The sequence below is a fragment of the Pseudomonas stagnisoli genome (genome assembly GCF_048595745.1).
Lineage (GTDB): Bacteria > Pseudomonadota > Gammaproteobacteria > Pseudomonadales > Pseudomonadaceae > Aquipseudomonas > Aquipseudomonas alcaligenes_A.
Genome location: NZ_CP184361.1, coordinates 3,923,165 through 3,947,769 on the forward strand (window position 1 = coordinate 3,923,165; position 24,605 = coordinate 3,947,769).

At 67.0% G+C, this 24,605-nt stretch carries 27 protein-coding genes; 25 read left to right on the forward strand and 2 right to left on the reverse strand.

Annotated elements, in window-relative coordinates; all coding sequences use genetic code 11:
• Window positions 1-45: 45 nt before the first annotated feature.
• The 3 genes from trxC (at window position 46) to ACOAPY_RS18890 (ending at window position 1,911) form a co-directional block, all read left to right on the forward strand.
• Window positions 46-483, forward strand: a complete 438-nt coding sequence (trxC, locus tag ACOAPY_RS18880; RefSeq protein ID WP_286948036.1) for a thioredoxin TrxC — start codon at window positions 46-48, stop codon at window positions 481-483.
• A gap of 91 nt (window positions 484-574) precedes the next feature.
• Window positions 575-1,018, forward strand: coding sequence for a YiiD C-terminal domain-containing protein (locus tag ACOAPY_RS18885; protein WP_286948034.1), 444 nt, complete (start codon window positions 575-577; stop codon window positions 1,016-1,018).
• A gap of 98 nt (window positions 1,019-1,116) precedes the next feature.
• Window positions 1,117-1,911: a universal stress protein gene (locus tag ACOAPY_RS18890; protein WP_286948031.1), complete on the forward strand. Its 795-nt coding sequence runs from the start codon at window positions 1,117-1,119 to the stop codon at window positions 1,909-1,911.
• Window positions 1,912-1,970: 59 nt separating this feature from the next.
• Here the strand turns inward: ACOAPY_RS18890 and ACOAPY_RS18895 are convergent, their stop codons facing one another.
• The gene (locus ACOAPY_RS18895; protein ID WP_076424343.1) at window positions 1,971-2,735 is read right to left on the reverse strand and encodes a ParA family protein; all 765 of its coding nucleotides are present in this window, start codon (window positions 2,733-2,735) and stop codon (window positions 1,971-1,973) included.
• Window positions 2,736-2,962: 227 nt separating this feature from the next.
• Between ACOAPY_RS18895 and ACOAPY_RS18900 the strand changes: the two genes are divergently transcribed.
• The 22 genes from ACOAPY_RS18900 (at window position 2,963) to ACOAPY_RS19005 (ending at window position 23,412) form a co-directional block, all read left to right on the forward strand.
• A complete protein-coding gene (locus tag ACOAPY_RS18900; RefSeq protein WP_286948027.1) occupies window positions 2,963-3,466 on the forward strand; it encodes a hypothetical protein in 504 nt (167 codons plus the stop codon).
• A gap of 252 nt (window positions 3,467-3,718) precedes the next feature.
• Window positions 3,719-4,435 carry a beta-ketoacyl synthase chain length factor gene (locus tag ACOAPY_RS18905; RefSeq protein WP_286948025.1) on the forward strand — a complete coding sequence of 239 codons (717 nt, stop codon included), beginning with the start codon at window positions 3,719-3,721 and terminating at the stop codon, window positions 4,433-4,435.
• On the forward strand, window positions 4,408-5,223 hold the full coding sequence (locus ACOAPY_RS18910) for a lysophospholipid acyltransferase family protein (RefSeq protein ID WP_179085222.1): 816 nt from the start codon (window positions 4,408-4,410) through the stop codon (window positions 5,221-5,223). Before ACOAPY_RS18905 ends, ACOAPY_RS18910 begins: the two co-directional genes overlap by 28 nt.
• Entirely contained in the window at window positions 5,198-5,458 is a 261-nt protein-coding gene (locus ACOAPY_RS18915) for a phosphopantetheine-binding protein (protein ID WP_021698802.1), read from the forward strand. Before ACOAPY_RS18910 ends, ACOAPY_RS18915 begins: the two co-directional genes overlap by 26 nt.
• A gap of 11 nt (window positions 5,459-5,469) precedes the next feature.
• Complete coding sequence (locus ACOAPY_RS18920) at window positions 5,470-5,733, forward strand: acyl carrier protein (RefSeq protein WP_076424338.1); 264 nt, start codon at window positions 5,470-5,472, stop codon at window positions 5,731-5,733.
• A 3-nt stretch (window positions 5,734-5,736) separates the two neighbouring features.
• A complete protein-coding gene (locus ACOAPY_RS18925) occupies window positions 5,737-6,282 on the forward strand; it encodes a COG4648 family protein (RefSeq protein WP_465154319.1) in 546 nt (181 codons plus the stop codon).
• Entirely contained in the window at window positions 6,279-7,940 is a 1,662-nt protein-coding gene (locus tag ACOAPY_RS18930; RefSeq protein ID WP_465154320.1) for an ApeI family dehydratase, read from the forward strand. The genes ACOAPY_RS18925 and ACOAPY_RS18930 overlap by 4 nt, the downstream gene beginning before the upstream one ends.
• Before the next feature lie 144 nt (window positions 7,941-8,084).
• The gene (locus tag ACOAPY_RS18935; RefSeq protein ID WP_465154321.1) at window positions 8,085-8,819 is read left to right on the forward strand and encodes a glycosyltransferase family 2 protein; all 735 of its coding nucleotides are present in this window, start codon (window positions 8,085-8,087) and stop codon (window positions 8,817-8,819) included.
• Window positions 8,816-9,748, forward strand: a complete 933-nt coding sequence (locus tag ACOAPY_RS18940) for an LpxL/LpxP family acyltransferase (protein ID WP_465154322.1) — start codon at window positions 8,816-8,818, stop codon at window positions 9,746-9,748. The genes ACOAPY_RS18935 and ACOAPY_RS18940 overlap by 4 nt, the downstream gene beginning before the upstream one ends.
• Window positions 9,741-11,270, forward strand: coding sequence for an HAL/PAL/TAL family ammonia-lyase (locus tag ACOAPY_RS18945; RefSeq protein WP_465154323.1), 1,530 nt, complete (start codon window positions 9,741-9,743; stop codon window positions 11,268-11,270). Before ACOAPY_RS18940 ends, ACOAPY_RS18945 begins: the two co-directional genes overlap by 8 nt.
• Window positions 11,263-11,688 carry an acyl-CoA thioesterase gene (locus ACOAPY_RS18950; protein WP_465154324.1) on the forward strand — a complete coding sequence of 142 codons (426 nt, stop codon included), beginning with the start codon at window positions 11,263-11,265 and terminating at the stop codon, window positions 11,686-11,688. Before ACOAPY_RS18945 ends, ACOAPY_RS18950 begins: the two co-directional genes overlap by 8 nt.
• 815 nt (window positions 11,689-12,503) lie before the next feature.
• Window positions 12,504-13,064: an outer membrane lipoprotein carrier protein LolA gene (locus ACOAPY_RS18955; RefSeq protein WP_465154325.1), complete on the forward strand. Its 561-nt coding sequence runs from the start codon at window positions 12,504-12,506 to the stop codon at window positions 13,062-13,064.
• Entirely contained in the window at window positions 13,054-15,381 is a 2,328-nt protein-coding gene (locus ACOAPY_RS18960) for an MMPL family transporter (protein ID WP_465154326.1), read from the forward strand. The genes ACOAPY_RS18955 and ACOAPY_RS18960 overlap by 11 nt, the downstream gene beginning before the upstream one ends.
• The gene (locus ACOAPY_RS18965) at window positions 15,378-16,526 is read left to right on the forward strand and encodes a cation:proton antiporter (protein ID WP_465154327.1); all 1,149 of its coding nucleotides are present in this window, start codon (window positions 15,378-15,380) and stop codon (window positions 16,524-16,526) included. The genes ACOAPY_RS18960 and ACOAPY_RS18965 overlap by 4 nt, the downstream gene beginning before the upstream one ends.
• The gene (locus tag ACOAPY_RS18970; RefSeq protein ID WP_465154328.1) at window positions 16,513-17,760 is read left to right on the forward strand and encodes an NAD(P)/FAD-dependent oxidoreductase; all 1,248 of its coding nucleotides are present in this window, start codon (window positions 16,513-16,515) and stop codon (window positions 17,758-17,760) included. Before ACOAPY_RS18965 ends, ACOAPY_RS18970 begins: the two co-directional genes overlap by 14 nt.
• A gap of 14 nt (window positions 17,761-17,774) precedes the next feature.
• Window positions 17,775-18,488 carry a class I SAM-dependent methyltransferase gene (locus ACOAPY_RS18975; protein ID WP_465154329.1) on the forward strand — a complete coding sequence of 238 codons (714 nt, stop codon included), beginning with the start codon at window positions 17,775-17,777 and terminating at the stop codon, window positions 18,486-18,488.
• Entirely contained in the window at window positions 18,485-18,979 is a 495-nt protein-coding gene (locus ACOAPY_RS18980) for a hypothetical protein (RefSeq protein ID WP_465156871.1), read from the forward strand. The genes ACOAPY_RS18975 and ACOAPY_RS18980 overlap by 4 nt, the downstream gene beginning before the upstream one ends.
• Window positions 18,979-20,166 carry a beta-ketoacyl-[acyl-carrier-protein] synthase family protein gene (locus ACOAPY_RS18985; RefSeq protein WP_465154330.1) on the forward strand — a complete coding sequence of 396 codons (1,188 nt, stop codon included), beginning with the start codon at window positions 18,979-18,981 and terminating at the stop codon, window positions 20,164-20,166. Before ACOAPY_RS18980 ends, ACOAPY_RS18985 begins: the two co-directional genes overlap by 1 nt.
• Entirely contained in the window at window positions 20,163-20,624 is a 462-nt protein-coding gene (locus ACOAPY_RS18990) for a hotdog family protein (protein WP_465154331.1), read from the forward strand. Before ACOAPY_RS18985 ends, ACOAPY_RS18990 begins: the two co-directional genes overlap by 4 nt.
• Window positions 20,621-21,349 carry a 3-oxoacyl-ACP reductase FabG gene (gene fabG, locus ACOAPY_RS18995; RefSeq protein ID WP_465154332.1) on the forward strand — a complete coding sequence of 243 codons (729 nt, stop codon included), beginning with the start codon at window positions 20,621-20,623 and terminating at the stop codon, window positions 21,347-21,349. Before ACOAPY_RS18990 ends, fabG begins: the two co-directional genes overlap by 4 nt.
• Window positions 21,349-22,575, forward strand: a complete 1,227-nt coding sequence (locus tag ACOAPY_RS19000; protein WP_465154333.1) for a beta-ketoacyl-ACP synthase — start codon at window positions 21,349-21,351, stop codon at window positions 22,573-22,575. The genes fabG and ACOAPY_RS19000 overlap by 1 nt, the downstream gene beginning before the upstream one ends.
• 33 nt (window positions 22,576-22,608) lie before the next feature.
• Window positions 22,609-23,412: a hypothetical protein gene (locus ACOAPY_RS19005; protein ID WP_465154334.1), complete on the forward strand. Its 804-nt coding sequence runs from the start codon at window positions 22,609-22,611 to the stop codon at window positions 23,410-23,412.
• 57 nt (window positions 23,413-23,469) lie between these two features.
• On the opposite strand, the gene hemE is transcribed toward ACOAPY_RS19005, so the two are convergent.
• Window positions 23,470-24,537, reverse strand: coding sequence for a uroporphyrinogen decarboxylase (hemE, locus tag ACOAPY_RS19010; protein ID WP_465154335.1), 1,068 nt, complete (start codon window positions 24,535-24,537; stop codon window positions 23,470-23,472).
• Between the last annotated feature and the right edge of the window lie 68 nt (window positions 24,538-24,605).

Here is a 24,605-nt window from a genome sequence, read left to right on the forward strand (position 1 = left end):
CCTGGTCGGCTCCAGATAGAGGCCACTGCCCTACTGGAGCCGACCATGAGCGCCCCCGCACTGATCCCCTGCCCCGCCTGCAACGGTCTCAACCGCATCCCCAGCGAACGCCTGGGTGACGCACCACGCTGCGGGCGCTGCAAGAGCCCGGTACTGCCCGCTGCGCCGATTACCCTGAACCAGGCGTCCTTCGCCGCCCAGCTGAAGGGCGACCTACCGCTGCTGGTGGATGTCTGGGCCGACTGGTGCGGGCCGTGCAAGGCCTTCGCACCGACCTTCGCCCAGGCCGCCGCACAGCTGCAGGGGCGTTGCCGCCTGGGCAAGCTGGACAGCGAGGCCAATCCGCAGCTGTCCGCACAACTTGGCATCCGCTCCATTCCCAGCCTGATCCTGTTCCGCGGCGGCGTCGAAGTGGCCCGCCAGAGCGGCGCCCTGCCGCTGCCGCAACTGCTAGCCTGGCTGCGCGGCCAGGGCATCGCCTGAGCGGATCGGTCAGCCGCCACGAGCGCGGTGGTCATTGCCGACGGGGCCACAGCAGCTAGTCTCGGGACTCCCAGCCCCAGGAGCCCCGCCCATGCCACTCCCCGCCGAAATGGCCCGCGTCTTCACCGAAGAGAAGATCGATTTCGTCAAACGCTGCGGGCTCAAGGCCGAACAGCTGGAGCCCGGTTTCGTGCGCCTGCGCATGCCGCTGAGCGGCAACCAGAACCATATCGGCACCCTGTATGCCGGCGCTCTATTCACGCTGGCGGAGATCCCCGGCGGCGCGCTGTTTCTCACCAGTTTCGACGTGCAGCGCTTCTACCCGCTGATCAAGGAAATGAACCTGCGCTTCCGCCGCCCGGCGACCAGCGACATCACCGTCGAGGCCCGCCTGAGCGACGAGGAGATCACCCGCATCCAGGCCGAAGCCGAGCGCAACGGCAAGGCCGACTACCACCTGGAGCTGCAACTGTGCGATGCCAGCGGCGAAGTGGTGGCGCAAACCAAAGCGCTGTATCAATTACGTAAACACTAGGACTTGCCGTGGATCAAAAGCAGGTCTATCAAGGGAGATCACTGTAAGGGCCCAGAGAGACTCGATGCGCCGCCTCGCGCCGCGCCACGGAGGGAAACATGACGGAACACATCCTGATCGCGCATGACCTGCGCAGCACTGCCGACCTCGCGCTGCGGCGTGCCGCCCAGCTGGCTCGCCAGCATGGCGCCAAACTGACCCTCCTGCACGTCTTCGACCCCAAGCTGGATCACGCCGAGCGCGAGCGCATCGAACAGGCCCTCGACCGCAGCCTTACCGAATTCGCCCCGCCCGGCAGCCAGTTGCGTCTGAGCCAGGGCAAGCCCGCCGAAGGCGTGCTGGAACAGGTGCAACAAAGTGGCGCCGACCTGCTGGTGCTCGGAGCCCATCACCAGCGCCATGAGTTTTTCTCCGGTACCACCCTGGACCGCATCGCCCGACGCTGTCCGGTACCGCTACTACTGGTCGCGCGTGACGAGGCCACGCCCTACCGCAGTGCCGTAGCCGCCATCGACTTCTCCCTGTGCGCCTGCACCGCACTGCACCAGGGCTGCCTGCTGCTGCCGAGTGATGCCAGCATCCACGCCATGCATGTGTTCGAGCCGCAGAAAAACGGCGCCGTGGCCGACGCCGAGCTGGCGACCCAGCGTGCCCTGATCGACCAGTTGATCCTCGACGAAGCCCAGCGTCTGCCTGCCGATGCGCCCAAAATCACCCACGAGGTGAAGGTCGGTGGCATCCTGCGCAGCCTGCAGGAGCACATCACCCAGCAGCAGCCGCAGCTCCTGGTGCTCGGCAGCCATGGGCGCAGCGCCTTGTCCCAGGCGTTGCTCGGCAGCCTGGCGCAGCACTACCTGCACAAGGCTCCTTGCGATGTGTTCGTGGTGCGCTAGGCCGCGCCCCGCAACAAAAAAGGCGCCCAAGGGCGCCTTTTTTGTTGCCTGCCTGGGACTCAGCGCTCCAGCAGGTTGTGTAACTCGATGAACTGCTGGGTCAGCTTGTGGCTGCGATCCAGATGGATCAGCGGGGTGCAGGCCTGGTGCGATTCACGCATCTTCACCGAGCTCATCAGGTTTACCGGCAGCACCGGCAAACCCTCGGCGATCAGCTCGTCGAGCAGCTGCTGCGGCAGGGTGGCGCGCGGCTGGAACTGGTTGACGACGATGCCCTCGACCTCCAGGTCTTCGTTATGGTCTTCCTTGAGCTCTTCGATCTCCTGCAGCAGGCCGTACAGGGCATTGCGCGAGAAGCTATCGCAATCGAAGGGGATCAGCACGCGATCAGCGGCAATCAGCGCGGAAACCGTATAGAAATTCAGCGCCGGCGGAGTATCCAGGTAGATCCGGTCGTAGTCCTCGGCCAGGTCTTCCAGCAGTTTGCGCAGCTTGTTGATCTTGTGCTTCTGCTCCAGCTTGGGCTGCAGGTCAGCCAGCTCGGCGGTCGCAGTGACCACGTGGAGGTTGTCGAAGGGCGTCTCGTAGATGTCGACCTTGCCCTTCTTGAAGGAGGTGGCCGAGAGGGTCTGCTTGAAGAAATCGGCAATGCCCACCGGGATATCGTCACCGGTCAGCCCGGTCAGGTAGTGGGTCGAGTTGGCCTGGGCATCCAGGTCGATGAGCAGGGTACGGTAGCCTTCGGCCGCACTCACCGCCGCCAGGTTGCAGGCAATGCTGGACTTGCCGACACCGCCTTTCTGATTGAACACCACGCGCCGCATCGCACACCCCCAAAGGTTTTCAAGCGCCCGATTCTAGGCGAACCCGAGCAGAACTGAATACAGCCAACGAGTGACAAACCACCTGCCGCGCCAACGGTAACAGCAGCAAGGAAGACGGTGACATCATCTAGCCAGCACATTACGCTACGACCGCCTCAGTACGCTGCGCAATACAGCGTTGGCCCGGTGGCCAGTTGGCACTCACGCAAAGACACAAGGAGTAGATCTTGCGTATTCATAAAGCGAAGCTTTTCACCCCTGTTGCTCTGTCTGTCCTGCTTCTCGGTGGCTGTGCCAGCATCGTCGGCGACAGCAGCTACCCCGTTGCGATCAAAAGCACCCCTGAAGGGGCGACTTTCGAGGTCCGCGACAGCACTGGCAAAGTGCTGCATACCGGCACCACTCCAGAAACCGTCACGCTTAAATCCGGGGAGGGGTACTTTGATGGCGCGGAGTACGTCATTGCCTTCAACAAGGAGGGCCATGAGCCGCACGAAGTCAAGCTGGATTCAAGCCTCAGCGGTTGGTACTGGGGAAACATCATTTTTGGCGGGCTTATCGGCATGCTGATCGTCGACCCCATCACAGGCGCGATGTACAAGCTGCCAGAGGGCACCAGTGTCGACCTCGGTGAAAAGGTGGTATCCAACACTGATGGCAAGGATCTGACCCTCCTCACGATCGATCAGTTGCCAGAGCACCAGCGCGCCGCGCTGATTCGCTTGAACTGATAGCAAGAGGCCCGCGGCACGGCGGGCCTCTTGTTCATGCCGCCGATGCGGCCATTCCACCCGCAAGCCAGCTTATTCTTGGCGCTGATGTGCGCAGGACTTACCTCCGGTCCGGTCATCCCGGCCAGAATTTGCGCAGGCCGCGCACGGTCTGGATAATGCGCACACCTCGCCATGTCCCGCGCGCCCCTTTCCGCAGCGGGATCGCAGTCGACAAGGACGCCCTCGGAAGGGCCGAGAAGAGCTCTCAGCGTGACACAATTCAGGATCGAACACTGGCGTGCCTGGGCTCCCGGCCTGGACAGCGCAGCCGACTGGCACGCCTGGCAGCAGGCGCCCTTCGCCCCGAGGGACAGTGGCGAGCAGCCCGACGTAAGCTTCTTGCCGGCACTGCAGCGCCGCCGCCTGAGCCGTCTGGCGCGGATGGCTTTCCACGTGGCCTGGCCGCTGGCCGACGCCGCCGGCCCCCTGCCCCTGGTCTTCGCCTCGCGCCACGGCGAAACCCCACGCACCCTGGCCATCCTCAGCGACCTGGCGCACAACGAGCCGCTCTCGCCCACCCAGTTCAGCCTCTCGGTGCATAACGCGATCATCGGCCTGTGGTCGATCCAGCGCGGCGACACCAGCGAGATGACGGCACTGGCCGCCGAGGGCGACGGCCTGGAACAGGCCTTGCTGGAAGCGGCCACCCTGCTCGGCGAAGGTGCGCCCGGTGTGTTGCTGGTGGTCGCCGAGGAGGCTCCGCCCGAGCCCTACACGCCCTTCATCGATGACGTGCCCTTCCCCTATGCCGTAGCCCTGCTGCTGCGCCCGGGCACGCAATGGCAGCTGCAACTCGGCGAGGGCCAAGGCCCCCGTAGCACCTGGCCGCACGCCTTGGAACTGGTCCGCGCCCTGAGTGGCGGCACGGGCTCCCTGCAACATCACTGGAAACACCGGCAATGGAACTGGTCGCGTATCAAGGCCTGAGCCGCTACAGCGCGCCCTACTGGTGGCGCCTGATCGCCACCGCGCTGAGCTTTTCGCTGTTCGGCATCGGCGGCGTGCTGCTGCGCATCGTCGTGTTTCCGCTACTGGCACTGTTGCCCGGCGACGCCCTGGTGCGCCGCACCCGTGCGCGGGCCGTGGTCAGTCGCACCTTCTACTGGTTCGTCCAGTTCATGTACCGCAGCGGCGTGCTGACCTATGAAGTCGAAGGCGCCGAGCGCCTGGGCCGTCCGGGACAGATGGTGATAGCCAACCACCCCTCGCTGATCGACGTGGTGGTGCTGATCGCCTTCATCCGCGACGCCAACTGCGTGGTCAAGCAGAGCCTGTGGGACAATCCCAGCATGCGCGGGCCGATCCGCGCGGCAGGCTACATCAGCAACAGCGGCAGCCTGGACATGCTCGACGAGGCTGCCGGAGCCCTGCAGCAGGGCCAGACCCTGATTGTCTTCCCCGAGGGCACGCGCACCACGCCGGGCCAGGTGCCCGAGTTCCACCGCGGCGCCGCCGCCATCGCGGTGCGCGGCGCCAGCGTGGTCACCCCGGTGGTGATCAGCGTGACGCCCACCACCCTGACCAAGGCCGAGCCCTGGTACAGCATTCCGTCGCGCCGTTTTCATTTTCGCCTGCGGGTCGGGGAGGATATCGACCCGCGGCAATTCACCGAGCAGGCTCCGCTGCCGATTGCCTCGCGCAAGCTCAATGACCATCTGCATCAACATTTCATGAAGGAGCTCGCAACAGATGAGCGATCTGCAAACCGAGATTAAGCACCTGATCATCGAGGCCCTGGGCCTGGAAGACATGGCCGCCGAAGACATCGCCGCCGACCTCACCCTGTTCGGCGAAGGCCTGGGCCTGGACTCGGTAGACGCCCTGGAGCTCGGCCTGGCCATCCAGAAGCGCTTCGGCATCAAGATCGACGCCGAAGCCAAGGACACCCGCCAGCACTTCGCCAACGTGGCCAGCCTGGCGGCTTTCGTTGCCGCCAAGCAGGCCGCCTGAGGAAGCCCGCAATGCAAAGCCGTGAAGAGATTTTCGCCACCCTGCGCGACGCCCTGGTCGAGCTGTTCGAGCTGGACGCCGAACGCGTGACGCTGGAGGCCAACCTCTACCAAGACCTGGAGATCGACAGCATCGACGCCGTCGACCTGATCGACCACATCAAGCGCCAGACCGGCAAGAAGATCGCCGCCGAAGAGTTCAAGGCCGTACGCACCGTTGGCGATGTGGTCGAAGCCGTGTACCGGGTGGTCAATACCGAAGCGGCAGCCGGCTAAGCCATGGGGCGCCTGCTTGGCCTGCTGCTGGTCATGGCCGGCCTGCTCTACCCTTTCGCCGTCTACTTCGGCATGGAGCACCTGTCACCGCGCCTGTTCGCCGCCCTGCTCGGCGGGCTGTGGCTGGCACGCGCCATCAGCCAGCGCGGCCAACCCGGCAGCCGCTGGATGGCCGGCGCCGCCCTGGCCTTCTGTGCCCTGCTCGGCCTAGCCGGTGAGCCGGCGCTGCTGCGCTGGTACCCGGTGCTGCTCAACCTGATGCTGCTGGCCCTGTTCGGCCTGTCGCTGAAGTTCGGCCCGCCGCTGGTGGAGCGTCTGGCGCGCCTGCAGGAGCCCGAACTGCCGGAACATGCCGTGCGCTACACGCGCCAGGTCACCGTCGTCTGGGCCGGCTTCTTCCTCGCCAACGGCCTGGTGGTCACGGCCCTCACCCTGTGGGCGCCGCTCGGCTGGTGGACGCTCTACACCGGGCTGATCGCCTATGCCCTGATGGGGCTGCTGTTTGCTGCTGAGTGGTTGATCCGCCAGCAGGTTAGGAGAAATGGATGAGCTGGCTGGGACTCGCCGAGCTGCTGCTGCACCCCCTGAGCACACGGGCCGTGGCGCTGGCGCCGGCACTCGACCACGCCCAGCTGCAACTGCGCGCCCTGCACCTGGCCGGCGCCCTGCAAGCGCGCGGCGTGCGCAGCGTGGCGCTGTATCTGGAAGACGCCGGCGAGCTGGCCATCGCCCTGCTTGGCGCCTGGCGCGCCGGCGTTACCGTGCTGCTGCCGGGCGATGCCCAGGCACAGAGCCGCCAGCGCCTGGGCGAAAAGGTCGATCTGTGGCTGGAAGGGCTCGATGGCTTCGATGGCGAGGCCCTGCCGCCTGCTGCCCTCGACCTCGATGCCTGCCGCCTTGTCCTGTGCACCTCCGGCTCCAGCGGCGAGCCCAAGCTGATCGACAAGTCCCTGCGCCAGCTGGCCAACGAGGTCGAAGCCCTGGAGCTGCTGTGGGGCCATGACCTGGCCGGTGCGACCATCCTTGGCAGTGTCGCCGCCCAGCATATCTATGGCCTGCTGTTCCGCGTGCTCTGGCCACTGTGCGCTGGCCGGCCGTTCTGGCGCCGCGCGCTGCCATTTCCCGAAGACCTGCAGCGCGAGAGCCTGGGCCAGCCGGCATTCGCCTGGATAACGAGCCCAGCACTGCTCAAGCGCATGGGCGACAACCTCGATTGGCAGGCCCTCAGTGCGGTGCGGCGGGTGTTCTCCTCCGGCGGCGCGCTGCCGGCGGAGGTTTGCGCCGAGCTGGGCGTGCAGCTCGGGCAGCAGCCAACGGAAATCTACGGTAGCTCCGAGACCGGCGGCATCGCCTGGCGCCAGGGCGGCGAGCTGTGGACGGCCTTCCCCGGCGTCGACCTGAGCCTGAGCGACGCAGGCGCCCTGCGCATCGCCTCGCCCTACCTGCCGGCCGGGCATGTCGAGCAGAGCATGGATGCCGCCGAGCTGCAGAGCGACGGCCGCTTCCTCCTGCGCGGCAGGCTGGACCGCATCGTCAAGCTGGAAGAAAAACGCATCTCCCTGCCCATGCTGGAGCAGGCTCTGACCCAGCACGACTGGGTCGCCGACGCCCGTCTGGGCGTAGTCCAGGAAGGCCGCGCCTTCCTCGGTGCCCTGCTGGCACTGAGCCCGGCCGGCCTGCACGTCCTGCGTAACCAGGGCCGCAAGACTGTCACCGAAACCCTGCGCAAGCATCTGGCCGGCCACTGTGAGGCCATCGCCCTGCCGCGCCGCTGGCGCCTGCTGCTGGAGCTGCCCTACAGCAACCAGGGCAAACTGGCGCAGAGCACCGTCGATGAGCTGGTTGCCGCGCCGCGTCCGACCCAGGTCACGCCGCGCAAAGTCGAGCAGGTCGAGGGCGAATGGCAGCTGGAACTGGACGTGCCGCCGGACCTGGCCCACTTCACCGGTCACTTCCCGCAGACCCCGGTACTGCCCGGCGTGGTGCAGATCGACTGGGCACAGCGCCTGGCCCGCGAGCTGATCGCCGAGCTGCCGCCGCGCTTCTGCGGCATGGAAGTGCTCAAGTTCCAGCAGCTGGTACGCCCCGGCGACCGTATCCAGCTGACCCTGCGCTTCGACGCCGAACGCGGCAAGCTGTACTTCGCCTACCGCAACGGCGAGGCGCCGTGCTCGTCGGGACGCATCCTGCTAGGGGCGGGGCAGTGAGCCTGTTCGTGCCTGGCAGACCCTCACCCCTGGCCCCTCTCCCAAAGGGAGAGGGGAAGCACACCTTCGCCTCCCGCACGAACAGCCCCCTCTCCCTCCGGGAGAGGGCTGGGGCGGCCGGCGTACCGGTGAGGGAGCGCGCCCATGCATAACCCCTGCGCCGTGATCCCGGTGTACAACCACGAGCACGCGCTGCCCGTGGTGGTCGCCGCACTGCATGAAGCCGGCCTGCCCTGCGTGCTGGTCGACGATGCCTCCAGCAGCAGCTGCGCGGCGGTGATGGACCAGCTGGCGCAACAGGACAACACCTACCTGGTGCGCCTGCCGGTCAACCAGGGCAAGGGCGGCGCGGTCATGGCCGGCCTGCGCGAGGCGCAGCGCCTGGGCTTCACCCACGCCCTGCAGGTGGACGCCGACGGCCAGCACGACCTGGCCGATATCGCCACCTTCCTCGCCACTTCACGCGCGCATCCACAGGCGCTGGTCTGCGGCTATCCGCAGTACGACGAAAGCGTGCCGAAGGGCCGCCTGTACGCACGCTACCTGACCCATGTATGGGTGTGGATCAACAGCCTGTCGCTGTCGATCCGCGACGCCATGTGCGGCTTTCGTGTCTACCCGCTGGCCCCCACGGTGGCACTGCTCGACAGCACCCGCCTGGGCAAGCGCATGGACTTCGACCCGGAAATTCTGGTCCGCCTGGCCTGGCGCAACCAGCCCATGCAGTGGCTGCCGACCCGCGTGCACTATCCGCTGGACGGCCTCTCGCACTTCCGTCTGCTACACGACAACGCGTTGATCTCGAAGATGCACGCCAAGCTGTTCTTCGGCATGTTGCTGCGCGCACCGCTGATCCTCTGGCGCCGGTGGCACCGATGAGCAGGCCGAACACCGAACACTGGGCGCGGCAACGCGAGCGCGGCAGCTTCCTGCTGATGAAGTTCACCGCCGGCGCCGTGCGTGTGCTCGGCCGCCGCGCGCTGAGTCCGTTGCTGTATGCCATCGTCCTGTACTTCTTTGTGTTTGGCCGCCAGGCCCGGCGGAGCATCCTGCAGTACCAGCACAACCTGGCCCGCTGGGCAGAGCGACCGGACCTGGCGCCGCGCTTCGGCTCGGTGCTTGCCCAGTTCATGACCTTCGCCGACGCGCTGCTGGACAAGCTCGACGTGTGGAACGGCCGCCTCGGCCTGGATCAGATCGCCCTGATCGACCCCGATGACCTGCGCCAGCACCTGCACGATGGCAGCCGCGGCCAGCTGCTGGTCACTGCACACCTGGGCAACCTGGAAGTCTGCCGCGCCCTCGCCGAGCTGGGCGAGAAGGTACAGATGAACGTGTTGGTGCACACCAAGCACGCCGCACAGTTCAATCGCCTACTGGGCGAGGCCGGCGCCAGTCACCTGCGCCTGATCCAGGTCAGCGAGCTGGACCCGGCCGTAATGCTGCAGCTGTCCGAGCGCCTGGAGCGCGGCGAATGGCTGGCGATCGCCGGCGACCGCGTGCCGCTGCACGGCGGGCGCAACGTCACCGTGGACTTCCTCGGCCAGCCCGCCGCCTTCCCCCAGGGGCCCTGGCTACTGGCCGGCTTGCTGCGCTGCCCGGTCAACCTGATGCACTGCCTGAAGATCGACGGCCACTATCAGGTTCACCTGGAGAGCTTCGCCGATGCGGTGCAGTGGACGCGGCGTGACCGCGACGCGGTGATCCACGCCTGGGTACAACGCTACGCCGAGCGCCTCGGCCAGCACTGCCTGAGCGCCCCGCGGCAATGGTTCAACTTCTACCCGTTCTGGAATACCCATGACTGACCACGTGACCTTCGGCGACGCCCAGCTGACCATCGAACAGGTGGTCGCCCTGGCCCAGCGCAGCGCCCGCGCCCAGCTGCAGGGCGATGCCGCCTTCCGCGAGAAGATCGCCAAGGGAGCGCGCTTCCTCGACACCCTGCTGGACCAGGAAGGCGTGATCTACGGCGTCACCACCGGCTACGGCGACTCCTGCGTGGTGGCGGTGCCACTGCACCAGGTCGAAGCGCTGCCTCGACACCTGTTCACCTTCCACGGTTGCGGCCTGGGCAAGCTGCTCGACGAAGCCAGCACCCGCGCCGTGCTGGCCGCGCGCCTGCAGTCGCTGTGCCATGGCGTGTCCGGGGTACGCGTGGAGCTGCTGGAGCGCCTGCAGGCCTTCCTCGAACACGATGTGCTGCCGCTGATCCCGGAAGAAGGCTCGGTCGGTGCCAGCGGCGACCTGACCCCGCTGTCCTACGTCGCCGCCACCCTCAGCGGCGAACGCGATGTGCTCTACAAGGGCGAACGCCGCAGCGCGGCGGACGTCCACCAGGAACTTGGCTGGACACCGCTGGTGCTGCGCCCGAAGGAAGCCCTGGCACTGATGAACGGCACCGCGGTGATGACGGCACTGGCCTGCCTGGCCTATTCGCGCGCCGACTACCTGCTGCAGCTGGCCACCCGCATCACCGCGCTCAACGTGGTGGCGCTGGAGGGCAACCCGGAACACTTCGACGAGCGCCTGTTCGCCGCCAAGCCGCACCCGGGCCAGACCCAGGTCGCCGCCTGGCTGCGCCAGGACCTGGCCGTGGTCGAGCCGCTGCCGCCGCTGCACCGCCTGCAGGACCGCTACTCGCTGCGCTGCGCGCCACACGTGCTCGGCGTGCTGGCCGACAGCCTGGGCCTGCTGCGCCAGTTCATCGAGATCGAACTGAACAGCGCCAACGACAACCCGCTGTTCGACGCCGAAACCGAGCGCACCCTGCACGGCGGGCACTTCTACGGCGGCCACATCGCCTTCGCCATGGACAGCCTGAAGAACCTGGTCGGCAACGTCGCCGACCTGCTCGATCGCCAGCTCGCCCTGCTGGTCGACACCCGCTACAACCACGGCCTGCCGAGCAACCTGTCCGGCGCGCCGGCGGAAACCGCGATGATCAACCACGGCTTCAAGGCCGTGCAGATCGGCACCAGCGCCTGGACCGCCGAAGCGCTGAAGAACACCCTGCCGGCCAGCGTGTTCTCGCGCTCCACCGAGTGCCACAACCAGGACAAGGTGAGCATGGGCACCATCGCCGCGCGCGACGCCCTGCGCAGCCTGGAGCTGACCGAGCAGGTCGCCGCCGCCACCCTGCTGGCCGCCAATCAGGGCGTGTGGCTGCGCGAGCGCGCCGGCAAGACCGACATCCCCGCGCCGCTGGCCGCCATGCGCGAGCAGCTGGCCACGGACTTCCCGCCAGTGATCGAGGATCGCGCCCTGGAGGCCGAACTGCGCCTGTGCCTGGCGCGTATCCGCAGTCGCCATTGGAGGCTGTATGCGTAAGGAAGGCGTGCTGCAGGCGGAGATCGAGCTGGTCGTGCCGTTCTTCGACGTGGACATGATGGAAGTGGTCTGGCATGGCCACTACGTGAAGTACTTCGAGGAGGCGCGCTGCGCGCTGCTCGACAAGCTGGGGCACAACTACCGGCAGATGCGGGATGCGGGCTATGCCTGGCCGATCATCGATCTGCAGCTGCGCTATATCCGTGGCGCGCAGTTTGGTCAGCGCATTCGCGTGCGCGCCGATCTGGTGGAGTGGGAGAACCGGCTGAAGATCAATTACCTGATCACCGATGTGGCGACGGGTGAGCGGATGACGCGCGGCAGCAGTGTGCAGGTGGCGGTGGAGATCACTACTCGCGAGATGCTGTTGGCATCGCCGAAGGTGTTTGTTGAGGCGGTGGAGAGGGTGTTGGCGTGAGCTTGTTGAGCCCGGCTCTGCGCCTTCTGAGCGCTCTGTTTCGCCCCGCCGGGCGAGTTGCTGACTCTTTGCTGCGCTATCGCCTAGCCTACTACCGCGGTAGCTCTTCGCTTTTTGTTGCGCCCCCTCGGGCGCGTCACTTTTTCTTGTTTGCCCAAGAAAAAGTAACCAAAAAGAAGGGCACCCCGACATCCGGCCCCGCCTTCGGCGCGGTTCCCTCCCTCCGGTGCCACTCCGGGGGCCGGCTTACAAGGGCCATCCATGGCCCTTTAAGCCTCTCGCCGCATCCCTGCGGCTCGTCCCCCTGCGTAACACCTCCACTCGGCCTCCTGACGGGGACTTCAGCGCGCCTGAAACCGGGCAGCAACACCACAAGCCAACTGGCGTCTACCCGTACGCTCGACCAGCCCCCTCTCCCTCTGGGAGAGGGTTGGGGTGAGGGAGCCTTCTTGTGCGCGCCCGTTCGCGAGCAGAGCTCGCCCCTGCAGACCGCTCGCGGGTTTCACCCGCCCTACGAAGCGGCAGGCGCGCCGACTCCCCGTCAGGAGGCCGAGTGCAGGCGCTGCGCAGGGGGACGCGAGGCAGGACGCCGAGCGAGCCACGAAGGGACAGGGACGTCCCTTCGTGGCGTGCCCCCGGAGCAGTGCCGAAGCGAGGGAAGTCTGGCCGCAGGCCAGACCCGGATGTCGGGGGGCCCTTCTTCTTTGGTTACTTTCTTCTTGGGCAAGCAAGAAGAAAGTAACTCGCCCGGGGGGGCGAAACCCAAAACCAAGGCCAGCTCGGCAATCAGCCAAGTACTCATGGCTCTAGCCCTAATGGCTAGCGCACAGGCCCACGCCTTCGACCTGTCCGACCTCAGCGCCCAGCTGGCCAAACCCATCGTGGTCCGCGGCCCCTTCGTGCAAGAGAAGCACCTGCGTGCCCTCCCCACCCCGCTGACCAGCCAGGGCCACTTCACCCTGTCCCGCGACCACGGCCTGCTCTGGCTCCTGCAGAAGCCCCTGAAGCAGGACTACCGCATCGCCGACAGCGGCATCGCCCGCCGCACGCCCGATGGCTGGCAACAGCAACCGGGCCAGGACGTCGCCGCCCAGCAGAGCCGCCTGTTCCTCGCCGTGCTCAAGGGTGACCGCAGCGGCCTGGAGCGTGACTTCGATCTGCAACTCACAGGCGAGCAGAACGCCTGGCAGCTAAAGCTCACCCCGCATTCGCTACTGCTCAAGCAGATCTTCAGCGCCATCCGCATCGACGGCGGCGCACTGGTCGAGCGCATCGAACTGATCGAGACCCAGGGTGACCGCACCGTCCTCAAACTGCCGCAGAGCCAGGCGGGCGATGCCCTGACCGCGCAGGAGCGCGCCGACCTTGTCCCCTAGCCTGCAGCAAACCCTGCCGCGCCTGTTCGGCGCACTGCTCCTGGCCCTGCTGGCGCTGGCCGCCTGGCAGTGGCGCGACGGCCCGCCGGTGCAGGCCAGCATGCTCGCCTTACTGCCCAAGGGGGCTGGCGACGAACTGGTGCAACAGGCCGAGCAGCGCATGCAGGAGCCGCTGTCGCGCGAGCTGCTGATCCTGATCGGCCATCCACAACGCGAGCGCGCCATCGAACTGGTGCGCCAGGCCGGCGAGCAATGGCAGGCCAGCGGGCGCTTCGACAAGGTGCAGTGGAGCCTGCAGGCCGATCTCGCACCACTGCGCGCGCAGTTACTCAACAGCCGCCTGGCCCTGCTGGCACCGGCCGAACGCCAGCTGCTGATCGAACAACCGGATGCTTTTATCCAGCAGCGCGCCGAGCAGCTATTCGACACCTTCGCCGGCTTCGGCCTGCTGCCCACCGAGCAGGACTGGCTGGGCCTCGGCCTGCGCGCCCAGCAGACGCTCAACCCCGGCAGCCGCATCCAGGCCGACCTCGGCAGCGGCGCTCTGCTGCTGCAGGACGGGTCCACCACCTGGGCCCTGCTGCGCCTGCGCACACGCGGCGATGCCTTCGACATGCAGGCGCCGCCGCAGATCGCCGCCGCCGTGGTCGAGCTGCGCCAGCAGGTCGAGAACCAGGGCGGCCAGCTGCTCGCCGCCGGCGGTGCGCTGCACGCGGCGGCCGGCCAGGCCAAGGCCACCCGCGAAATCGCCCTGATCGGCGGCGGCGCCACCCTCGGTACCCTGCTCCTGCTCCTGCTGGCCTTCCGCCGCCCGCGCGTGCTGGTCAGCCTGCTGCCGATGGGCGTGGCGCTGCTGGCCGGCTGCACGGCCTGCGTGCTGGTGTTCGGCCAGATCAATGCGTTGACCCTGGTGCTCGGCGCCAGCCTGGTCGGCGTCGCCGCCGACTACCCGCAGCATTACCTGAGCAAGAGCTGGGGCGACGGCCCGTGGTCGAGCTGGGGCGCCCTGCGCGAGACCCTGCCGGGCCTGAGCCTGAGCCTGGGCACCAACCTGGCCGGCTATGTGGCGCTGGCCTTCACGCCCTTCCCGGCGCTGACCCAGATCGCCCTGTTCTCCGCCGCCGGGCTGATCGGCGCCTTCCTGTGCGCGGTGTGCCTGCTACCGGCCTGGCTAAACAACCTGCGCCTGGCACCACCGGCCAGCCTACGCCGCGCCGCCGAAAGCCTGGTCGAGCGACGTGCACGCCTGCTGGCGCGCACCGGCAGCTGGCCCTGGCTGCTCGCCCTGCTGGCCTTCTGCGCCGGCGGCCTGTGGCAACTGACGCCGCAGAACGACCTGCGTCAGTGGCTGGGCCAGGAACCGCAGCTGATGGCCGAAGCCAAGCGCATCGCCGAACTCACCGGGCAGCAGCCCACCAGCCAGTTCTTCCTGGTGCGCGGCGCCGACGAGCAACAGCTGCTGCAACGCCAGGCCGAACTGAGCCAGCGCCTGGACGCCGCCATCGTCGCCGGCCATCTGCGCGGCTATCGTGCCCTTAGCCAGCTGGCCGCACCGGAGAGCGAGCTGGCGCCTCTGCGCGCCGCGCTGCAGCAGCTGCCGCAGCACTGGCAACCGCTGCTCGATCTCGGTCTGCCGGAAGCGGCGCTGCGTGCCGAACTGGACGAACTCCTGAAAACAGCGCAGCCGAATCTGGACCAAGCCCTAGCCGGGCCACTGGGCGAAGCCTGGCGGCCGCTATGGCTGGGCCGCAGTGAGCGTGGAGTAGCCGGTATCGTCAGCCTGCAGGGCCTCAATGACACGGCGCTGCTGCAGCAGGCTGCCGCTGGACTGGAGGGCGTGCAGCTGGTCGATCGCCTCGGCGAGCTGAACGGTCTGTTCGCCGCCACCCAACTCAGCGCCGCCGAACTCAAGCTGATCTCCAGCGCCGCCATCCTCCTGCTGCTGTGCCTGCCCTTCGGCCTCGGCGGCGCACTGCGGGTGATCTGCCTGCCGTTGCTCTCGGCCCTGGCGGCACTGGCCTGCCTGGGCTGGCTGGGTCAGCCGCTGACCTTGTTCAGCCTGTTCGGCCTGCTGCTGATCACCGCCATCGGCGTCGACTACGCCATCCTGATGCGCGAGAACATCGGCGGCCCGGCCGTCAGCCTGCTCGGCACCCTGCTCTCGGCGCTCACCGCGTGGATGTCATTCGGCTTGCTGCTGCTCAGCCAGACCCCAGCCATCGCCAACTTCGGCCTGGCCATCAGCCTCGGGCTGCTGTTCTGTTTCCTGCTCTCACCCTGGGCCGCCGCTCGGCCCACCAAGGAGATACCCGCGTGAGCGTGCTCGGCTTCTGGCTACTGGCCCTGGCGATCTACGCCCTGGTGGCGATCATCGGCGGGCGCCGGCTGATTCCCATCGTCGGCCAGTTGCTGGTCGCCGCCATCGCGATTCCCGCCGTCCTGCTGCTCTGGGTTGAGCCGCACTGGCAGCTGAGCGCCGCCGACCTGCTGGCGCCGACCTGGCTGAACCTGGCCTACGGCCTGTGCTTCGCCCTGCTGCTGGGCTACATCCTCAGCGACGTGATCGACCTGGACCTCAGCCCGGCCTGCGTGAAGATCGCCCTGCCCAGTTTCCTGGTGCCGATGCTGGCAGGCCTCGCCTGCTCGCTCTGGCTGCTGCCGGGCGAGCGCAGCTGGCTCAGTTCGGTGGGCATCGGCTTGCTGTTTTCGATCACCGCGATTCCGGTGCTCTACCTGTTCCTGCAGAGCATCGGCTACCCGGCGGAAGCCACGAAGCGCCTGCTGCATGCGGCGATCCTGATGGACTTCCTGTGCTGGAGCCTATTCGGCCTGGCGCAGGGCAGCAGCAACCCCGCCGCCCTGCTGTGGCCGCTGCTGGCGGCTGCGCTGCCACTCGCACTGCGCCTGCTCAAGCTGCGCCAGCCACTGTTCTACAGCTTGCCGTTCTTCGCCTTGATGCTGCTGTTCCAGCAGCTGGGTCTCAACGCCCTGGTCTTCGGCATCGCCTACATGCTGTGCATGGGCTGGCTCGGGCAGCCCTTCGTATTGCCGCTGCCGCTGCGCCAGTGGAAGCTGCTGATCAACGGCCTGGCGGTGCCGCTGATCCTGACGTTCGGCGTGCTGCGCGTGGATTTCCATGGCATAGGTCAAGACACCTCCTGGACGGTGATCGCTATCCTCCTGGCGCTGCCGGTCCTGAGCAAAATGCTCGGCAGCTGGCTCGGTCTGCACTGGGCCGACCCGAGCGCCACAGCGCGGGTGAAGTGGCGCGAGAGCCTGCTGCTGAACATCCGCGGCCTCACCGAGATTGTCTTCCTCAACCTGCTCCTGCAGCTGCAGCTGATCGACGCGCTGATCTACTTCGGCCTGCTGCTGATGAGCCTGTTCTCCACTCTGCTGCCGGCACTGCTCGGCCGCCCTGCTGATAAAAACGAGGCACGAAGCCGCTATGAAGTCTCCTGAACTCGAACAACGCCAGGTCGTCGTCATCGGCGCCGGGCCCTCCGGGGCCATCGCGGCGGCCATCCTCAAGCGCCAGGGCCGCGATGTACTGGTGCTGGAGCGCCAGCGCTTCCCGCGCTTCTCCATCGGCGAGAGCCTGCTGTCGCACTGCCTGGACTTCGTCGAGGAAGCCGGCATGCTCGAAGCAGTGCAGGCCGCCGGTTTCCAGACCAAACATGGCGCGGCCTTCGCCTGGGGCGAGCGCTACACCGAGTTCGACTTCCGCGACAAGTTCACCGAGGGCAAGGGCTCGACCTACCAGGTGATCCGTGCCGACTTCGACAAGCTGCTGGCCGACCAGGCCGAACTGCAGGGCGTGGAGATCCGCTACGAGGAAGAAATCTTCGCCGCCGACTTTGCTGGCGACTGCCCGCGCCTGTCGGTGCGCCGCCTGGCCGATGGCCACGAATACACCGTCGAATGCGCCTTCGTCCTCGACGGCAGCGGCTACGGCCGCGTGCTGCCGCGTCTGCTAGACCTCGACACGCCGTCGTCCTTCCCGATTCGCCAGGCGGTGTTCACCCATATCGAGGACCGCATCGACCCGGCCAGCGGCTTCGACCGCGAGAAGATCCTCATCACCACCCATCCCACGCTGCGCGACGTGTGGTTCTGGACCATTCCGTTCAGCAACGGCCGCTGCTCGCTGGGCGTGGTGTCCGCCGCCGAGCACTACGAGGGCTACCCCAAGGATCTCGACGCCTGCCTCAAGCAGTTTGTCGCCGAGACGCCGTCGCTGAGCCGGGTGCTGCAGAATGCCGTGTGGGATACCCCGGCGCGCGCCATCGGCGGCTACTCGGCCAACGTCAAGAGCCTGCACGGTCCGGGCTTCGCCCTGCTGGGCAACGCCGCCGAGTTCCTCGACCCGGTATTCAGCTCCGGCGTGACCATCGCCATGCGCTCGGCGAGCATGGCCGCCACGCTGCTGCATCGCCAGCTCGGCGGCGAGGCGGTGGACTGGGAGAACGAATTCGCCATCCCGCTCAAGCGCGGCGTGGATACGTTCCGCGTGTACGTGCAGGGTTGGTACGATGGCAGCTTCCAGGACGTGATCTTCTACGAGAAGGCCCAACCGGAGATCCGCCGCATGATCTGCTCGATCCTTGCCGGCTACGCCTGGGACGAGAAGAACCCCTATGTCGCCGAGCCCAAGCGCCGCCTGGGTGTGCTCGCCGAACTCTGCTCCCCCACTTAAGGACAGCCACCGCAATGGAACGCGCCGCCGCCACCTACGTCGAGGAAACCCGCTTCGGCTTCTGGTTCCTGCAGAGCCATGTCTGGCAGCACCATGTGCTGCGCGTGGCGATCAACGACCTCAAGCGCCTGATCGATGCACCACTGCCGCAGGCGCCGGTGCTGCTCGATGCCGGCTGCGGCCAGGGCCGCTCGTTTCGCCTGCTGCAGGAAGCCTTCGCCCCGGCGCGACTGATCGGCCTGGATGCCGACCCGCACAGCCTCGACTGCTCGCGCGCCGAAGCCGAGCAGCTGGGCCTCGACGTGCAGCTGATCGCCAGCGACTGCGCCAGCATCCAGTTGCCCGACGCATCCGTGGATATCCTGTTCTGCCACCAGACCTTCCACCATCTGGTCGAACAGGAGCGCGCCCTGGCCGAGTTCTGGCGCGTGCTGAAGCCGGGCGGCCTGCTGCTGTTCGCCGAGTCGACCAAGTTCTACATCGACACCTGGGTGATCCGCTGGCTGTTCCGCCATCCGATGCACGTGCAGAAGAGCGCCGAGGAGTACCTGGGCATGCTGCGCGCGCAGGGCTTCCAATTCGAGGCAGGCAATGTCTCCTACCCCTACCTGTGGTGGAGCCGCTCCAGAGACTTCGGCCTGCTCGAACGCTGGGGCATCCTGCAGCCCAAGCCGTTCGGCCAGCGCGACGAGACGCTGGTCAATGTGGTGGCGCGCAAGCCGTGCTGACCCGTGTCCTCCTGCTTGCCCTGGTTCTGCTGCTCGGCGCCTGCGCCGGGCATACGCCCGTGCCGCTCGACAGTCCACGGCTGGCGGCGGAGTTGCCGCTTAGTCTGCAGGTCGAGCGCACGCAGCATGGTGAGCAGCGCGACTGGCTGTTGGTGATCCAGGCCGAAGGCCAGGCCCTGCGCTGGTCGCTGTTCGACCCGCTCGGCGTGCCACTGGCGCGTCAGCTGCTGGAGCGCGGCGAGTGGCGCAACGACGGCCTGCTGCCACCCAATGCCGAGGCCCGCGAGCTGTTCGCCGCCCTGCTGTTCGCCCTGACCGCCGATGACGCACTACAGACCTACCCGGCCAGCAGTTGGCAGCGCGACGCCGATGGTCAGCGCCGGCTTAACCCGGACTGGCGAATCCGCTACCGTTCCGCCCTGGATTTCACCCTCGCCGCCCCCGACCTGAGCTACCGGGTGCGCGCGCTGAATCAAGAAGAAGGCAACTGATGCCCAGCTATTTGAATGCCCTCGGCCTGCTGTGCGCCCTGGGCGAAGGCAAGCAGGCGGTGGCCGACGCGCTGCTGGCCGGCGACGCCTCCGGCATGCGCGCCGAGGACGGCTGGGTCAGCGACCGCCGCCTCACCGTCGGCGCCGTGCATGGCGCCCTGCCGCAGATGCCAGCCGGCTTCGCCGCAGCCCATAGCCGTAACAACCAGCTGCTACTGGCCGCCGCCTTGCAGATCGAGTCCGAGCTGCGCGCCGCCATCACCCGTTACGGCGCTACCCGCGTCGGCCTGGTGCTGGGTACCAGTACCTCGGGCATCCGCGAGGCCAGCGACGGTATCGCGCGCTTCTTCAGGGAGGGCGAGCTGCCCGCCGACTACCACTACGCCCAGCAGGAGATGGCCGCGCCGGCCACTTTCCTCGCCGACTGGCTGGGCCTCAAAGGCCCGGTGTACTGCCAGTCCACCGCCTGCACCTCCAGCGCCCGCGCGCTGCTCAGCGCCCATCGTCTGCTGCAGCAGGGCCTGTGCGACGCGGTGATCTGCGGCGGCGTGGACAGCCTGTGCCGCCTGACCCTGAACGGCTTCTCGGCGCTCGAAGCGGTGTCCGCCGAGCCATGCAACCCGTTCTCGGTGAACCGCCACGGCATCAATATCGGCGAGGGTGCCGCCCTCTTTCTGATGACCCGCGAAACCAGCCCGATCGCCTTCCTCGGCGGCGGTGCCAGCTCCGACGCGCACCATATTTCCGCGCCGCACCCGCAAGGCCTCGGCGCCCGCGCGGCGATGGAGAAAGCCCTGGCCAGCGCCGGCCTGCAGGCCAACGAGATCGACTACCTCAACCTGCACGGCACCGCCACCACGCACAACGACGCCATGGAAAGCCATGCCGTGCATGGGCTGTTCCCGGCCACGCTGCCCTGCTCCTCGACCAAGCCGCTGACCGGCCACACCCTGGGCGCCGCCGGCGCGCTGGAGGCGGCCTTCTGCTGGCTGGCCCTGAGCGAGTACAACCGTGACGGCCTGCTGCCGCCGCATCGCTGGGACGGCCAGGCCGATCCGGCGCTGGCGCCGCTTCGCCTGGTCGGCGCCGGTGATCGCCTGCAGAGAACGGCGGGGCGCCGGCTGATGAGCAACTCCTTCGCCTTCGGCGGCAATAACGTCGCGCTGATCCTGGGTGATGCGCCATGAGCCAGTGGCCGATCGCCGAGCTGATCCCGCATGCCGCCGACATGATCCTGATCGACGAGGTCGTCAGCTTCGGCGCCGAAGACATCGAGACCCGCCTGACCGTGCGCCCCGGCGGCCTGTTCAACCAGGAAGACGGTAGCCTGCCGGCCTGGGTCGGCATCGAGCTGATGGCGCAGAGCATCGCCGCCTACGCCGGGTGCCAGGCACGCCAGGCCGGCCTGCCGGTGGAGCTGGGCTTCCTCCTCGGCACGCGCAAGTTCGAGTGCAATGTCGAGCGTTTCCCGGCCGGCACCGAACTGCGTATCAGAGCCCTGCGCTCGCTGCAGGACGACAACGGCATGGGCGTGTTCGAGTGCCACCTGGATGGCCCCGATATCCATGCCGAGGCACGCCTCAATGTGTTCCGCCCGCCGGAAGTGGCGAGCTATCTACAAGAACAGCAAGAGCAATCGCAATGACTGAAACCATCCTGGTCACCGGCTCCAGCCGCGGCATCGGCAGGGCCATCGCCCTGCGCCTGGCCCGCTCCGGTTACGACATCGTCCTGCACTGCCGCTCGCGCCGCGATGAGGCCGAGGCCGTGCAGGCACAGATCGCCGAACTGGGCCGACAAGCACGCATCCTGCAGTTCGACGTGTCCGACCGCGCCGCCTGCCGCGCGGCGCTGGAGGCCGATGTGGAACAACACGGCGCCTACTATGGCGTGGTGTGCAACGCCGGCCTGACCCGCGACGGCGCCTTCCCGGCCCTCTCGGACGACGACTGGGACCAGGTGCTGCGCACCAACCTGGACGGTTTCTACAACGTGCTGCACCCGCTGACCATGCCGATGATCCGCCGCCGCAAGGCCGGACGCATCGTCTGCATCACCTCGGTGTCCGGGCTGATCGGCAACCGCGGCCAAGTCAACTACAGCGCCTCCAAGGCCGGTGTGATCGGCGCCGCCAAGGCCCTGGCCATCGAGCTGGGCAAGCGCAAGATCACGGTCAACTGCGTGGCACCGGGGCTGATCGACACCGAGATCCTCGACGAACAGGTACCGGTGGAGGAAATCCTCAAGATGGTGCCGGCCGCGCGCATGGGCACCCCGGAAGAAGTGGCCGGCGCGGTGAATTTCCTGATGTCCGAGGAGGCGGCGTACATTACCCGCCAGGTCCTCGCGGTGAACGGTGGTCTGTGCTGATGAAACGTGTCGTCGTCACCGGCATGGCCGGCATCACCTCGCTGGGCAGCGACTGGCCGACCATTTCGGCCAACTTCAAGGCCGGCAAGAGCGGCATCCGCCGCATGGATGAATGGGACCGTTTCACCGAGCTGAATACCCGCCTGGGCGGCCCGGTAGACGACTTCGTCCAGCCCAAGCACTGGACGCGCAAGCAGACTCGCAGCATGGGCCGCGTCTCCAAGCTGGCGGTGCACGCCGCCGAACGCGCCCTGGAGCATGCCGGCCTGCTCGGCGACCCGCGCATCAGCGATGGGCGCATGGGCGTGGCCTGCGGCTCGTCCACCGGCAGCACCGACGAGATCAAGGCGTTCGGCAATATGCTGCTCAACTCGGTGGCCGACGGACTCAACGCCAACTCCTATATCCGCATGATGCCGCATACCACGGCGGCCAATATCAGCATCTTCTTCGGCCTCAAGGGCCGCCTGATCCCCACCTCCAGCGCCTGCACCAGCGGCAGCCAGGGCATCGGCTACGCCTACGAGGCGATCAAGTACGGGCGCTTGAAGATGATGCTGGCCGGCGGCGCCGAGGAGCTGTGCCCGACCGAAGCCATGGTGTTCGACGCGCTCTATGCCACCAGCCTGAAGAACGACACCCCGCACCTGTCGCCGCGCCCCTACGACAGCGGCCGCGACGGTCTGGTGATCGGCGAGGGCGCCGGCATCCTGGTGCTGGAGGAGCTGGAACATGCGCTGGCGCGTGGCGCCACCATCCATGCCGAGATCGTCGGCTTCGGCTGCAATTCCGACGGCATCCACGCCACCAAGCCGGAGCAGGCGACCATGCGCGGCGCCATGGAACTGGCCCTGGAAGATGCCGGCCTGGAACCCGCCGCCATCGGCTACGTCAACGGCCACGGCACCGCCACCGCCCAGGGCGACGTGGCCGAGAGCCTGGCCACCAGCAGCCTGTTCGGCCCGCGCATGCCGATCAGCTCGCAGAAGAGCTTCTTCGGTCACACCCTGGGTGCCTGCGGCGCGCTGGAGTCCTGGTTCAGCATCGAGATGATGAACAGCGACAGCTACGTCTACACCCTCAACCTGGACAACATCGACCCGGAATGCGGCGAGCTGGACTACCTGCGCGGAGAGTTCCGCCAGATGAGCCACCAGTACGTGATGAACAACAACTTCGCCTTCGGCGGGGTCAACACCTCGTTGATCTTCCGTCGCTGGCGCTGACATTTACCCACACCCGAAAAGGAGTTAAAGGGAATGACACGGACCTATCGAATCCTGTCGCTGCTGGCCATGGTTCTGCTGCTGGGCGCCTGCACCAGCAAGCCGATCTACAATGCTGAAGAACACTTCTCCTCTGAACTGGCGCTCAGCGACAGTCAGATGCAGCGGGCGATCATCACGGCGTTGCGCGATCGCCAGTGGAGCGTGCAATCGGCCAAACCCGGCATGGTCCAGGCTGCGATCACCATCCGTGGCAAGCACCATGCGGAAGTCGACATTCCCTATACGCCGACGTCCTTCCAGATTCTCTACCGCAGCAGCTGGGGACTGGACCAAAAGGACGGCAAGATCCACGGCAACTACAACCGCTGGGTCAACAAGCTGCGTGACAACATCCTGAAGGAGCTGAACGTCGATCCGATCATCGAGTCGGTGAACGAGCTGGGCGCGGTAAATCAGGGTGTGGAAGGGGCGACTTATCTGGACTTCCAGGAGGGCATCACCCGCGCCACTCAGGCTGGCCTGCTGGATGGCAGCGTGAAGTTCTACCTGGCGGGCCAGATGGTGCCGGGCGAGATCCACAAGATCCGCACCGTGACCAGTAGCCGCAAGACCAACGGGTCCAACAAGTCCGATGAAGAAGCCTGCGTATGGGCGTTGCAATCAGCGTTGGTGTCCCTGCAGAACGCGGCGAAGAAGGCCGGCGCCAATGCCGTGATCGACATTGCCAGCGTCTACAAGCGGGACGTCTACAAGGACGCGCAGAAGTACCAGTGCCGTGCCGGGATGCTGATTGCCAGCGTGGCGCTGCGGGGCGAGCTGGCGACCTTGAAGTAAGCCGCTACCGCTCATGAAGAAGGCCGCTGATGCGGCCTTTTTCATTTGGATGGGCGGTCATCCGTGGTACTGTGCCGACAGCTCGTGCACCGCCTCGAAGAAGGCCTTGGCGTGCTCCGGTGGCACTTCCGGGGTGATGCCGTGGCCGAGGTTGAATACCTGGCCATTGCCCGGGCCGTAGGCGGCGAGGATACGCGCCACCTCGGCACGGATGGCGGCGGGCTTGGCATGCAGCACGGCCGGATCCATGTTGCCCTGCAGGGCAACTTTATCGCCCACGCGCTGGCGCGCGCTGCCGATGTCGCAGGTCCAGTCCAGGCCCAGCGCCTCGGCGCCGGTCTCGGCCATGGATTCCAGCCACAGGCCGCCGCCCTTGGTGAACAGGATCACCGGCACACGACGACCGTCGTGTTCGCGGATCAGGCCGTCGATGATCTGCTTCATGTAGCGCAGGGAGAACTCCTGGTAGGCCGCCGAAGACAGCGCACCGCCCCAGGAATCGAAGATCTGTACCGCCTGCGCGCCGGCCTGGATCTGGCCGTTGAGGTAGACGGTGATCGAGCGGGCCAGCTTGTCGAGCAGCGCGTGCATGGCCTGCGGGTTGTCGTAGAGCATCGCCTTGGACTTGCGGAAGTCGCGGCTGGAGCCGCCCTCGACCATGTAGGTGGCCAGGGTCCAGGGGCTGCCGGTGAAGCCGATCAGCGGCACGCGGCCGTTCAGCTCGCGGCGGATGGTGCGCACGGCATCCATCACGTAGCCCAGATCCTGCTCGGCATCGGGAATCGGCAGGGCCTCGATATCGGCCATGCTCGACACCACCTTCTTGAAGCGCGGGCCCTCGCCGGTCTCGAAGTACAGGCCCTGGCCCATAGCATCGGGGATGGTGAGGATGTCGGAGAAGAGGATCGCGGCGTCGATCTGCGGGTAGCGATCCAGCGGCTGGATGGTCACCTCGCAGGCCAGCTCGGGGTTCTTCATCAGGCTGACGAAGTCACCGGCCTTGGCGCGGGTGGCGCGGTACTCCGGCAGGTAACGACCGGCCTGGCGCATCATCCACACGGGCGTGACGTCGACGGGTTGCTTGAGCAGGGCGCGCAGGAAACGGTCGTTCTTCAGGGCGGACATCGGCAGGGTTCCTGGAAAATCGGCAGGGAAGCGTTGCGGCGGGAGTATGCGATGGCCGCGCGGCGGCG

Bases quoted from the DNA above. Each gene is read 5' to 3' on its own strand.
- hemE (WP_465154335.1), bottom strand. From the start codon at position 24,537: ATGTCCGCCCTGAAGAACGACCGTTTCCTGCGCGCCCTGCTCAAGCAA.
- ACOAPY_RS18930 (WP_465154320.1), top strand. From the start codon at position 6,279: ATGAGCTGGCTGGGACTCGCCGAGCTGCTGCTGCACCCCCTGAGCACA.
- ACOAPY_RS19000 (WP_465154333.1), top strand. From the start codon at position 21,349: ATGAAACGTGTCGTCGTCACCGGCATGGCCGGCATCACCTCGCTGGGC.
- trxC (WP_286948036.1), top strand. From the start codon at position 46: ATGAGCGCCCCCGCACTGATCCCCTGCCCCGCCTGCAACGGTCTCAAC.
- ACOAPY_RS18955 (WP_465154325.1), top strand. From the start codon at position 12,504: ATGGCTAGCGCACAGGCCCACGCCTTCGACCTGTCCGACCTCAGCGCC.
- ACOAPY_RS18975 (WP_465154329.1), top strand. From the start codon at position 17,775: ATGGAACGCGCCGCCGCCACCTACGTCGAGGAAACCCGCTTCGGCTTC.
- ACOAPY_RS18985 (WP_465154330.1), top strand. From the start codon at position 18,979: ATGCCCAGCTATTTGAATGCCCTCGGCCTGCTGTGCGCCCTGGGCGAA.
- ACOAPY_RS18915 (WP_021698802.1), top strand. From the start codon at position 5,198: ATGAGCGATCTGCAAACCGAGATTAAGCACCTGATCATCGAGGCCCTG.
- ACOAPY_RS18885 (WP_286948034.1), top strand. From the start codon at position 575: ATGCCACTCCCCGCCGAAATGGCCCGCGTCTTCACCGAAGAGAAGATC.
- ACOAPY_RS18910 (WP_179085222.1), top strand. From the start codon at position 4,408: ATGGAACTGGTCGCGTATCAAGGCCTGAGCCGCTACAGCGCGCCCTAC.
- fabG (WP_465154332.1), top strand. From the start codon at position 20,621: ATGACTGAAACCATCCTGGTCACCGGCTCCAGCCGCGGCATCGGCAGG.
- ACOAPY_RS18890 (WP_286948031.1), top strand. From the start codon at position 1,117: ATGACGGAACACATCCTGATCGCGCATGACCTGCGCAGCACTGCCGAC.
- ACOAPY_RS18990 (WP_465154331.1), top strand. From the start codon at position 20,163: ATGAGCCAGTGGCCGATCGCCGAGCTGATCCCGCATGCCGCCGACATG.
- ACOAPY_RS18940 (WP_465154322.1), top strand. From the start codon at position 8,816: ATGAGCAGGCCGAACACCGAACACTGGGCGCGGCAACGCGAGCGCGGC.
- ACOAPY_RS18925 (WP_465154319.1), top strand. From the start codon at position 5,737: ATGGGGCGCCTGCTTGGCCTGCTGCTGGTCATGGCCGGCCTGCTCTAC.
- ACOAPY_RS19005 (WP_465154334.1), top strand. From the start codon at position 22,609: ATGACACGGACCTATCGAATCCTGTCGCTGCTGGCCATGGTTCTGCTG.
- ACOAPY_RS18945 (WP_465154323.1), top strand. From the start codon at position 9,741: ATGACTGACCACGTGACCTTCGGCGACGCCCAGCTGACCATCGAACAG.
- ACOAPY_RS18970 (WP_465154328.1), top strand. From the start codon at position 16,513: ATGAAGTCTCCTGAACTCGAACAACGCCAGGTCGTCGTCATCGGCGCC.
- ACOAPY_RS18950 (WP_465154324.1), top strand. From the start codon at position 11,263: ATGCGTAAGGAAGGCGTGCTGCAGGCGGAGATCGAGCTGGTCGTGCCG.
- ACOAPY_RS18920 (WP_076424338.1), top strand. From the start codon at position 5,470: ATGCAAAGCCGTGAAGAGATTTTCGCCACCCTGCGCGACGCCCTGGTC.
- ACOAPY_RS18895 (WP_076424343.1), bottom strand. From the start codon at position 2,735: ATGCGGCGCGTGGTGTTCAATCAGAAAGGCGGTGTCGGCAAGTCCAGC.
- ACOAPY_RS18935 (WP_465154321.1), top strand. From the start codon at position 8,085: ATGCATAACCCCTGCGCCGTGATCCCGGTGTACAACCACGAGCACGCG.